The following is an 11,047-nucleotide window of genomic DNA, read 5'->3' as shown; positions in this document are numbered from 1 at the left end:
AGAAATTGGCGGTTGCCGTATGTGAGCCTGCAGCGCAGTACTGGATGTCTGCGAATGTAACAGTCTGCGTAGAACCTGTGACATCGAGCGTATAGGCTCCAGAACCGGAACTAGCCAGAGTGATCAGGCTGCCTGCTGTACCTGTGATGGTAAAAGTACCGGAAATGGTCTGGGTTTTGCCTTGTTCGAAATTCAGAGTCTTGCCTGCGGTTGTGCAGGTGAAATTGTTGAAGGCAGAGCTACCCCTGAAATTGACAGTACCTGCGCCTTGTACAATAAAATCCGCACTTGGCGTGTAAGTTTCACTTGTGTTGTTGAAAGTCAGGGCTCCATTGAGGATGGTGCTGCCTGCAGTGGCTGTATAGCTGGAAGTGTTGGTCCAGTCACTGTTGAATGTGTTGGTGCTGGTACCGCCTGTGAATGTGCCTGCATTGCTGAAAGCTCCTGTACAGGAGAAAGTGGAATTACCGTGGATGGTGAGCGTACCGCCTGAAATGAGCGTATTGCCTGTGATTGAGAGATTCCTGTCAGCCGCTCCATCATAGGTGGTGAAGGTACCGCCTGTGATTTCCAGGGTTTCGCCGACAGCCAGATCCGCACCAGGCAGCTTGAATGTGTCTCCTGCCGCACCAGCTAAGCTGATATTTTTATAAGTCCAGCTTTTGATCTGGCTGTTGAGCGCACCTGTACCTTTGTAGATCACTTTTGAGCCTGAATTCAGTGCAGGGACAATGTTGAAGGTCTCATTACCCTTTGTTTCCAGTGTGCCATTGACAATGAAACTGCCGCTGCCGCCTGAGATGGTAAAATCCCAGCCATTGGTTTTCAGAGTGGCATTAGCGTCAATAGTCAGGCGGTTGACTTCTGCAGTGTTCGTAAGAATAGGCTGATTGGCGCAAGCCCCGATTTCCACGCTGTCCATGATTGACGGGAACAGGCCGATCTTCCAGTTCTTGGGTTCGCTCCAGGCTGTATCTTTGCCTCCTGTCCAGACTATAGTGCCGAAATTCCAGCCGAAGTTATTGCCCTTATTGGATGAATTGACTGCTGTGATCAAAGTTCCGCTGTTTTTCGAATCCTTGACTGTGGCATAATTAACATTGCTGTTAGTGACATTGATCTGGGCTGTGTCTCCGTCGTTCGTGGAAACTAGATTCACCAGGTTCTCTGAAGTGCCTTGAATTTTCAGAGTATTGATTGTCTGTTCGCAGGTAGAGGTATTATCGAATCTGATTATCTTGCCAGGCGACAGGCAGGCCAGGATATTGAAACTGTTGTTGCCTTTGATTTCAACAGTGCCTGAGCCTGTAACTTCCACTGAACCGTTATTGTGGTTAAAGGTTCCGCCGCTGTGGTTGAAAATCTGGTTGGAACCTGAGAAATAGGTATTCCTGATCGTAGCGTCAAAAGTGCCGCCTGAAATTGTGATGTCCCCGCCAAAGATCTCATTTGCAACTGCGCCTACTCCTCCTATGTAGTGGCCGGTTCCATTTACAATCATCGGACCATTGAAAGTAATGTTTTGCCCAGTAGTATAGACATTCAGAATTCCATTGCTGGAAATCTCGGTAGTCCCTCTCACAGTCAGAGCATAGTTGGTAGGCCAGAATTCCCCATTGGAAATATTCAACTCTGTGTTAACCTCTGTGAGTTCCTGCAGGTGGAATGAATCTTTGTTGGCACCTATTTCTATCCCTGCAATGATTAAAGTTTCAATAGATGAAAAAGTATTCCAAGGCTGGATGATGTATGCCTCTGATATTCCGTCATTGGTTCCTGTATAAATCACTTTTGAGGTTGAGAGCAGATTGGGTGGCGTAATGATTTCAGCAACGCTGCCTATCATTTCGATAGTTCCGCCTACGATGAAACCGGCTGTGCTTGTAGTTACGTGAAGTTCATTCCCATTTAAATTTAAAGTTGCTCCATTATTGACAGTGATTGAATTAACTCTGACAAGTCCGTTGTGTAAAGTTCCGTCTGTAGAATGGATAGTTGGTTGATAAGTCCCATACGAAATTGTGACATCGTCTGATTCCAGAGGAACAGCTGCAGGGCTCCAATTGGTATCAGTTCCCCAATTCGCGTCAGTGCTTCCCAACCAGAGAACTCCGGCTCTTAAAACACTGGTTTGAATCAAAAACAAAAAAAGCAATGTAAAAAATGCTGAAAAAGACTTTCTGTTCATCCGCTCCCCACCTGACATCCCCGGAAAATCGAAAATATCCAGGCGCAACATAAGCATACCTGATTTCTGATCTGTTCAGAGGAATCAGTTAATGCTTCACTCATCCTGATTCAATTATAGCCCGGATGAGGTTGACTCACAAGGATTGTTCTCTCTGAAAACAGCATGTGACTGATTTCTCGACTTAGGCAAATTTTGTGGTGTGCAACCAGATGTCTGTCAAAAACCTTGATTTGTAGCGGGTCCTGTCCTGGCATCTGAAGCTGTTGAAAAACCCTCCGGGTTTTGTTACAGCTTCGGACGCCTGGCCACCCCACAAGGGCTTCAGCGGCATGATAAGGAAAATTTGCCAAGCTCGAGTTAATGAGTCGTTTGCGGAGCAGGTTCCCTGCTTTCCTTGCTGAACGAAAGCGCCAGCAGGAGAAGCAGCATCACTATATAGGCGGAAGTGAACTGATATGGAACCTGATTGGCCGGGTAAGTCAGATTCCAGGGCAGATACATGCTGCCGTCCGGAATCGCGGAATGGATGATGCCGAAAAAGGAGAATACTGCGCAGACGCCTAAATACAGAGCGGCTTTTCTAAGTCTGCGGTCGATCATTTCCGCCATGAAAGCTCCCCAGAGCATGGCAGTGAGGATGAATCCATTGCCCAGCGCAACAGTCACCATCAGTTCAGGCAGGCCTTTGCCTGACATGTTGGTGAGCATGGCATTGAAAACATCCGGGGAAACCAGATCAGGGTTGGAAAACTTGATTTTAAGCAGCTGCGCCACTGTGGGAAAATATGCGAAGGCGACAGCAGGCGCGTGCCTGAGCGGGCAGGCGTGGAAAGCCTGGGTCATGATGTCTAAGGCTACGAACACCAGGATCGGCGCGATCACAGCCTGAGGGATCAGTTCCACAATATAGCCGACATAGCCGAAAATCCCTCCCAGCCCGATGAACAGGCCTGTGATCAGGGTGTATCCGGCCCGGCTGCCCATCTGCTTGTATGCGGGCTGCCCGATGTACGGGGTGGACTGGGCTACGCCGCCGCAGATGCCTGCGAGCAGGGTGGCAAGGGCTTCTGTCAGCAGAATGTCCCTGGTCCTGTAATCATCGCCTGCCAGGCGGGCGGATTCTGTCACATTGATGCCGCCGACCACTGTCAGGATGCCGAAGGGAATCGCGATCGGCAGGTATTTCAAAGCTTCAGCAAAGCCCTGGATAAAACCCATGTTTGGAATCGGCAGCCCGAAATTAAGCGATCCGTGGGGGGCGGCATAGGTCCCGCCAACCCATCCCATAGGTCCGAGTATGTAATACAGGATCGTACCGATCGAGACTGCTCCGAGCACTCCCGGGAAATTATAAGGAAGCTTGATGCGCGCTACCAGCGTGTATAAGACAAGTCCCAGCGCCACCATTCCCACCAGCGGCATGCCGAAGATTTCCACGATCGGGATGAAGCCGATCAGAGCCAGTCCGATTCCAGCTAGCGAACCGAGCAGTCCGGCCTGAGGCACTATTTTCTGCACATATCCGCCGATGAATGAGAAAAGCACCTTGACCAGCCCGATGATCACCATGGTGGCCATGCCTATGTACCAGGTCATCATGGCTGCGTCAGCTTCAGGCATGCCCTTGGCTTTCAAGCCCAGGAAAGCAGGCCCGAGCACTGCGAGCGCGATGCCGATCGAAGAAGGCGTGTCCAGCCCGAGCGGCATGGCTGTTACAGTGGGGTTATTGGTGCGTTTGGAGAGCCTGAAGGCGAGCCAGGTGTAAACAAGGTCACCGAACAGCACGCCAAAAGCGGTGCCTGGGAACATCTTGCCGTACACGATTTCAGCAGGATATTTGAATCCAAAGATCAGGATGCCTGCCATGATTGAAAGCACTGTCATATTGTCGAACATCAGGCCGAAAAAGCCGTTGATGTCGCCCACCACGAACCATTCGTATTTCCGGTTGCCGTTCGCTGCATTATTAATGGACATTACCCCTCCTTTTCCATAGAGCTATTTTAAGCAAATAACTCGATGTTGGCAAATTTATTACCTCGACTTTGGCAAATTTTCCATATCATGCCGCTGAAACCCTTGTGGGGTGGCCAGGCGTCCGAAGCTGTAACAAAACCCGGAGGGTTTTTCAACAGCTTCAGATGCCAGGACAGGACCCGCCACAAATCAAGGTTTTTTAACAAATATTTGGCTGCACACCATAAAAATTTGCCAACTCAAGTGATATTAATTATCCATGACTATGTATTATTTCAACTCATTCCTGATAAACAAGCCTGAATCCATAGAGGCAGTCTCTGCCGACCGGATCACCCCTGCCGCGGGCTGCAGACCGGCAGAGGGACGGTTCGTCCACCCAGGAACCGCCGCGCAGCACCCGGGAACCGACAGCCTGATTTTCGGGGTTTTCAGCCGGTGAGCTCATGTAATACATGCTGCTGTAACCATCCTGGCACCATTCCCAGACATTGCCGCTCATATCGTAAAGACCCCATAGATTGGGTTTTTTCTTTCCTACTTCCCTGGTCTTGCCTTCGCTGTTCAGTCCAAACCAGCAGAAATCGCTGTCAATCGCATCCCCCCAGTAATACCTGGTTCTGCTGCCTGAGCGGCAGGCATATTCCCATTCCGCCTCAGTGGGAAGCCTGAAGCAGTCATCAGTTTTCTGATTCAATTTTTTCAGAAATGCCTGGCAGTCCTTCCAGCTCACTGTGTCTACCGGCAGCCTGGCTCCCTTGAAAGCGCTGTTGTTTTTCCCCATGATAGAGAACCATTGATCCTGGGTGACTGCATATTTTCCGAGATAAAATCCGTGCTTGAATTTGACCAGATGCTGTGGATGCTCGTCAGGGTCACCCTCAGATTCAGGACTTCCCATCAGGAATTGGCCTGGAGGGATGAAAACGAATTCCATAGTCAGATCAGGAGCGATTCTGATGATCCTGACTTTATTTCCTGATCCTGGCTCGATTGAAAAATCCGAATTCCGCAATCCCTCGAGTATCTTTGAAATATCGGATAACCCCCGGCTGACCAGGCTGGAGTCAGGATCTGTCAGGCTTCTTTTTCCTGAAACTGTCAGCTTCTTCCTGTCAGACATTTCGATCCCTGCCAGCCAGAAGGTCGTCCAGTATTTCCCTGGACAATCTGATGTTTTCATCGATCCGTTTCCCGAGCAGCCCGAGCAGATCCATCCCCTGATGTTCGGCCAGCTCCACTTCGAGCATCAGGGTATACATATCCAGTTCTTTTAAATCTTCGATTTCAGACTTGATCGTCGAAAGTCTCATCCTGATCTGGGCCAGGCTGCGGATCGCGCGCACCAGGTCAAAAGCCACACCCTCCCCTGATACGAGTTCAGAGTTGGAATCCCATTCCAGGCTGATTTCACGGATCTTTGAAATGTCGCCTCTGGCATAGGCTGCATTCAGTTCAGCCATCAGCCTGTGGCAGATTTCCTTGAATTTCGGGTCCAGCACCTTGTCCGGATGGATCTTGGCAGCGCACTGTCGGTACATCCGTTTCAGCTCGTCCGTCGGATTGAAATGGTGAAGTTCTTCAGATTCCTCTTCATCTTCCACTTCTGACCTGATTTTCTCGGCAGCAGCGCGCAGCAGCAAGGCTTCACCGGATTTTTCCCTGTCCAGAGGAGCAAGCTTATTCCGCTCTTCCGCGATCCTCGCTTTAAGTTCGTCCAGTTCCAGGTATTTCCGGCCGATTTCCTGATAATATCTGCAGGTGAACTGCTTGATGTTGAAGCGCAGGTTGGTCAATTCCAGCTCAGCTTCAGCCAGCTGCTCTGAAAGACTCTGGATCTCGTCGCGCTTGAGCTGGAGTTCCTGTTCCTCTGGCGTAGCTCCGATGCTGTCCTGAGCTGGTTTCTTCTGCTTGCGACTCATGGGAGCCGTTTCCTTCTGACGGGATTTTTATTGATCTGAAATGCTCTTAAATGTTAACTCTAATCCAGCCTGTTTTCCAGCTCCAGATAACCATCAGACCTACATGGACAAAAAATGGGAAAATGATGGAACTCAGCCTGAGCTTACACTCTTGAATGGACTTCGACTCAGGTTCACTGTCATTTCCACTTGACTGAAAAAGATTTTCAGGCCATAATTAAATTGTAGCAAGCTTGATAAGAGAACAAGATCAAATGGACTTGGAGGTTCTATGAGGAATTTCCTATCTGTTGGTTTTGTATTTTTGATTTTTATTTATCTTGTCCATGCCGCACCTGCAACACCAGGTAATTCTCTTCAGAACGTTAAAGGAACCGTCAATCTCAAATCGCGGTCCATACATGATCAGATCGCCAAACTGGAAACCGCCAGCGAAATCACTGCCGAGGAAAGCCAGACAAAACCCTGGTCCATCATGATTTACGCCAGCCTGGATGCCGAAGATTGGCTGGAACGACGCATGCTGAAAGAAATAACGGAGATAGCCGGATTCGGCAATTGCAACGGCCAGATTCATATTGTGGCCCAGGTAGATTTCCTTGGTTCGCAGACAGACAGGACTACCACCCGTTATTATATCACCAAGGATGCGCTCAATGTCAGATGCAGGGAAAATAACATCAATTCCAATCTCAATACAGGCGACCCGAACAATTTTCAGAGCTTCCTGGAATGGGCTGCTTCCTACCCGGCAAATCACAAGATGCTTTATATCATGGGGCACGGCTCGGGCTGGATTCCTTCAAAAGGTCCGGGTTCGATCCGGGGAAGTCAAAAATCCTTCGGTATTGACTACACTTCCCAGGATTCCCTAACGATGGCGGAAGTCTCAGCAGTTTTCGAGCAGGTGCTGGGTGGCGACAAGCTGGACATCATAGCCTTCCGCGCCTGCCTGATGGGGCAGGTGGAGGCGGCGGTTCAGCTCTCAAAGTACTTTAATTACATGGTGGCCAGCGAAACAAAGCAGGTGATCGCAGAGCCAAACACTTGCGACGTGTTCCTGGATGTCAGTTTAGATCCCTTTGTTTTCAATATCCTGAGCAATGATCCGAATTCCCAGCCGCTGAAAACAGCCAAAGCCGTCTATACCAGCATCCTGACTACCAATGTCAAGGGAAATATCGCAAATGAAGATTTCGAGATGTCCTGCCTGGACCTCACTAAAATCAGGGCAGTCATTCCAGACATGGAAACTCTGTCAGACCTGCTGGTCAACGATATGGGCACAGCAGATAAGAGCAGCATCATCGCCGCTCTTACTGCTGCCAGGCAGAAGACCCACAGTTTCGAGGGCATCCTGGGAAATGAATCAGTTGATCTGGGTCTTTTTCTCTCCAACCTGGCAGCTGAGCTGAATCAGGCTTCTCTGCAGGACACCCAGCTGGCTGACCAGGTCAGGACAATTGTGGATTCCTGCCTAAACAACATTCAGGATGCCACTCTGGACAGATCCAATCCAGGGAACGGGAAAGGAACTTTCTCGGTTTCCATCTTCATGCCGCCGGATGATGCAACAATAAGGCAATTCATCAATTCTCTGGAAAATATATACGGGCAGCTGGAGTTCGGCCGGCTGACCGGATGGGACAAGGTCATCCACAAATATCTCGGCCTGCAGTAAAGATCATTTCTGTTCTTTCACTGCCTTCACTTTTTCGATCATTTCAGGTAAAGCCTTGACCATGAAGTCGAATTTACTTTTCTCGAAATCAGCGAGCAGCTCATTGAAATGATCGATGGATTGAGACAGAACCTTCAGAGCCTTGTCCTTCTGATCAGTCTTCAATTGATCTACGAAAAATTTCAAGGCCAGGTCCAGGCAGGTCTGGAAATCCTGAAAACTATCTCTTGGATTCGCCTGAGTGATGTTCCGGGTGTGGAAATCCCATAAATTGATTCTGGAGAGTTCACCCTTTTTTTCGAATACCTGATAGGCATCCAGACGCAGATAAAAGCAATCTCCAGCTGCCCATTCCTGGAACATTCCCAGTGCCTGTGGGTAAAACAGGCTGGTAATGATCTCCATGATCTCCCCGCTTTTATTCAGGTCCAGGTTAGCCGATTTCAAGTCCGTTATCTTCAGGAGACCCAGGTTCTGTTTGAGACTGTCAAATTCAGACCCTGGCTGATAGCCCTTGAAACAGGTTATGGCTTTCTGCAAATCATCAGCCTGAGCATTGTCATCGATACTGATCAGATTATAAAAGTTGAAAATCAATTCCTGTGTGCTGTTGTACTGATTGGTTTTCCGGAGAATTTCCCTGCAGTTGAACCTGACATGATTCTCCATTGTGGCAAGATTATCCAGGGCAAACGTCAAGACCGGCGGATACTTCTCCACCAGCAGAGGAATCGCATTTTTCACTTTGGTGTTTTCAAGATCATACCGCAGAGCCTGCAGCATTGTTTTACCGGCCAGATCATCCACTTTCCCGGTTTTCTCGGCGACTGCCAGGGCAACATCATAAATCATGGACGAGGCGAATTCTTCCTTGCTTCCGGCTCCAAATTTCTGCAGAAATTCCTGCTGCAGAGCAAGATCGTCATCAAATTTAGTCAGCAGTGCCTCATAATCGTATCTGCCATTGCCGTTACCATGATCGTAATACCATCTGGCTTCTTCCAGCAGGCGCTCTTTCCAGATCTGCTGCAGACTGATCTTAGGATGTTCGGACTGACGTTTGTCCAAAAGGGCCTGGGCTTCCTCGAATTTCTGCTTGGCCATCAGTGGAGCTACTTCCTGCCTGACAACCTTTTTCACTGATTCAATCGCCAGCTCGCTGCCCGGGAAATCCCGATATGCCTCGTCGGCCCTGTTCAACGCAAGGTCGAGCTTGCCGTCCTGCAGAGCTTTGTCGATCTCTTTCACCCGTTTCTCCGGATTGTCGCGTAAAAGATAAAAACAACCGAAGGCAGCTAAAAAGAGCGCTCCGATCACGACCGGAGTCCAGGAAAAACTTTTCTCAGCCCGCGCAGTATCGCCTGACTTGATCTTTGTGATCAGATCCTGAAAATCTGCGGAAGTCCTGTCCTGGATCACCTTATAAACCTTGATCGGTTCAGGCAGGCCCTTGAGTATCCTCTGCCCGACTTCAGAGGTCGGCACTTCGGCCTTGTTCATTGCCAGATAGACTGATTCAGTGAAATAGATCTCATTGACTTCTGTGATGCCTTCCAGCCTGGACGCGATATTTACGGCTTCGCCGAACACATCGCCATCTTTCAATTCCACTTCGCCGGTATTGATCGAAACCCTGACAAAGATCCTGTCTTCCTCATTTTTGCCCTTGTTGTGGTCCCAGAGCGCTTCCTGCATCATCAGACCGCAGAGCACGGCGTTGGTCGGGGACTCAAAGACAACCAGCAGCGCATCGCCGATGGTCTTGATCAGGCGGCCGTTGAATTTCTTCACGATCGGAAGCAGGATGTCCTCATGCTTGTTTAACAGATTATGCAGCTCTTCCCTGGATGAACTGGAAGTGCGGGCAGTGAATCCCTTGATGTCTGTGAACATGATGGTCAGAACGCGGTTTTCCATGAATTCTCCTGTAATCTTTCTATTCCAGAGGCAGTACTTCCTGATTGATTCTGGAGACTGCCGAAGCCAGAGCTTCCTGTACGGTCTTTTTGCCTGAAATCGCAGCTTCCATTTCAGGAGCCATGATCTCCTCGCATTTCAGCCAGAATTTAAGGGAAGGCCTGGGAACTGCGGTTTTCATCTGGGTGATAAATATGGAAATGATTGGATTTTCACTGGGGCTGATGATGGAATTAGAAAGCAGGTTTGTCGGGATCTGCGAGAGTTTGCTTGACCATTCAGCCTGATAATCCGCTCCTGACACGAATCTCAGAAAATCATAAGCCTCTTTAGGATGCTTGGACGATTTGAACAGCACCATGTCAGTACCGCCGACATTGGTGGAGGTACCGGCAGGACCGGAGGGGATCAGGGATACGCTGAAATCTATCCCTGCCTTCTGGAAATTTTTCACGTTCCAGGGGCCCATCAGTACCATGGCATAGCGTCCGTTCAGGAAGCCGATTTCAGAATTGATGGCGCCAGGCAGCCAGGCCCCGCCCTCCACTTTATGCTTCCGGTACAGATCCACCTTGAGCTGAAACGCCTGGATCGCTTGCGGGCTGTCCAGCAGGCACTTTTTTCCATCTTCGCTGATGAATTTCGCTCCAAAGGTATTGAAGAACGGGAAACTCCACCAGAGCCCGTTGTCCATGCCGAAGCCCCAAATCTGCTTGGCAGGGTCTGTGAGTTTCTTCGCAGTTTCGATGAATTCATCCCAGGTTGTCGGCGGCTTGTCCGGGTCAAGGCCTGCTTCTATGAACAGCTTCTTATTGCAGAAGAGACAGACCCCGGTAATCTGATCAGGAAGTCCATATACCTTTCCCTTGTAAACATTAGAAGCAAAAGCAGCAGGCAGATATTCCTTCTCGACATCGCGTACGCCCAGGTCGTCCAGGGTAAACAGAGCGTCGTTGCTGGCTAGTTCAGCCAGGTTCCCCACTTCGATCCGGCCGATGTCCGGAGCTGCGTTCACTGTAAGGGAAGTCCTGTACTTGGCCATATGGTCAGCCCAGGGGATCTGCGATACTTCCACGCTGATGCCAGGATGGGACTGCTCATATTCTCGGGCCATCCGCACAAAAAAGTCATGCTCTTCATTGGCATAGTTTTCCCAGACCGAAATGGTGACTTTTCCGGTTGTTCCAGGTTCTGCCGGTGCCGACTGTGAAGTCTGCGGTTTCACTGTACCTGGATTTTCTGAAGGCCCTCCGCAGCCAGTGATCATAAAAGCAAGCAGTAGCAATACAGTTGATTTCATCCTGCACCTCGGGTTACATGTTGTAAGAAATATATACCAGTCTGACTGGTTTTTCCAGG

At 49.5% G+C, this 11,047-nt stretch carries 7 protein-coding genes; 1 reads left to right on the top strand and 6 read right to left on the bottom strand.

The window, feature by feature from the left end; translation table 11 throughout:
* The 4 genes from PHW04_15710 to PHW04_15695 all read right to left on the bottom strand — a co-directional run.
* The coding region (locus PHW04_15710; protein ID MDD2717335.1) for a hypothetical protein at positions 1–2,188 on the bottom strand (2,188 nt) is incomplete at its 3' end.
* 360 nt (positions 2,189–2,548) lie between these two features.
* Positions 2,549–4,168 carry a hypothetical protein gene (locus PHW04_15705; GenBank protein ID MDD2717334.1) on the bottom strand — a complete coding sequence of 540 codons (1,620 nt, stop codon included), beginning with the start codon at positions 4,166–4,168 and terminating at the stop codon, positions 2,549–2,551.
* A gap of 280 nt (positions 4,169–4,448) precedes the next feature.
* Positions 4,449–5,351 (bottom strand): formylglycine-generating enzyme family protein, encoded by a 903-nt coding sequence (locus tag PHW04_15700; GenBank protein ID MDD2717333.1) that lies wholly within the window; start codon positions 5,349–5,351, stop codon positions 4,449–4,451.
* Positions 5,284–6,090, bottom strand: a complete 807-nt coding sequence (locus PHW04_15695; protein MDD2717332.1) for a J domain-containing protein — start codon at positions 6,088–6,090, stop codon at positions 5,284–5,286. The genes PHW04_15700 and PHW04_15695 overlap by 68 nt, the downstream gene beginning before the upstream one ends.
* Positions 6,091–6,361: 271 nt before the next feature.
* On the opposite strand from PHW04_15695, the gene PHW04_15690 reads away from it, so the two are divergent.
* Positions 6,362–7,771: a clostripain-related cysteine peptidase gene (locus tag PHW04_15690; GenBank protein ID MDD2717331.1), complete on the top strand. Its 1,410-nt coding sequence runs from the start codon at positions 6,362–6,364 to the stop codon at positions 7,769–7,771.
* A 3-nt stretch (positions 7,772–7,774) separates the two neighbouring features.
* On the opposite strand, the gene PHW04_15685 is transcribed toward PHW04_15690, so the two are convergent.
* Entirely contained in the window at positions 7,775–9,688 is a 1,914-nt protein-coding gene (locus tag PHW04_15685; protein ID MDD2717330.1) for an adenylate/guanylate cyclase domain-containing protein, read from the bottom strand.
* Between the two features lie 19 nt (positions 9,689–9,707).
* A complete protein-coding gene (locus tag PHW04_15680; protein ID MDD2717329.1) occupies positions 9,708–10,988 on the bottom strand; it encodes an extracellular solute-binding protein in 1,281 nt (426 codons plus the stop codon).
* Positions 10,989–11,047 lie beyond the last annotated feature (59 nt).

This window comes from Candidatus Wallbacteria bacterium, assembly GCA_028687545.1.
Classification (GTDB): domain Bacteria; phylum Muiribacteriota; class JAQTZZ01; order JAQTZZ01; family JAQTZZ01; genus JAQTZZ01.
This window is presented reverse-complemented; position numbering and strand designations above follow the sequence as displayed.

What these genes read in the sequence shown, in the direction of transcription:
- PHW04_15695 (MDD2717332.1), bottom strand. Translation starts at nt 6,090, where the DNA reads ATGAGTCGCAAGCAGAAGAAACCAGCTCAGGACAGCATCGGAGCTACG.
- PHW04_15705 (MDD2717334.1), bottom strand. Translation starts at nt 4,168, where the DNA reads ATGTCCATTAATAATGCAGCGAACGGCAACCGGAAATACGAATGGTTC.
- PHW04_15680 (MDD2717329.1), bottom strand. Translation starts at nt 10,988, where the DNA reads ATGAAATCAACTGTATTGCTACTGCTTGCTTTTATGATCACTGGCTGC.
- PHW04_15685 (MDD2717330.1), bottom strand. Translation starts at nt 9,688, where the DNA reads ATGGAAAACCGCGTTCTGACCATCATGTTCACAGACATCAAGGGATTC.
- PHW04_15700 (MDD2717333.1), bottom strand. Translation starts at nt 5,351, where the DNA reads ATGAAAACATCAGATTGTCCAGGGAAATACTGGACGACCTTCTGGCTG.
- PHW04_15690 (MDD2717331.1), top strand. Translation starts at nt 6,362, where the DNA reads ATGAGGAATTTCCTATCTGTTGGTTTTGTATTTTTGATTTTTATTTAT.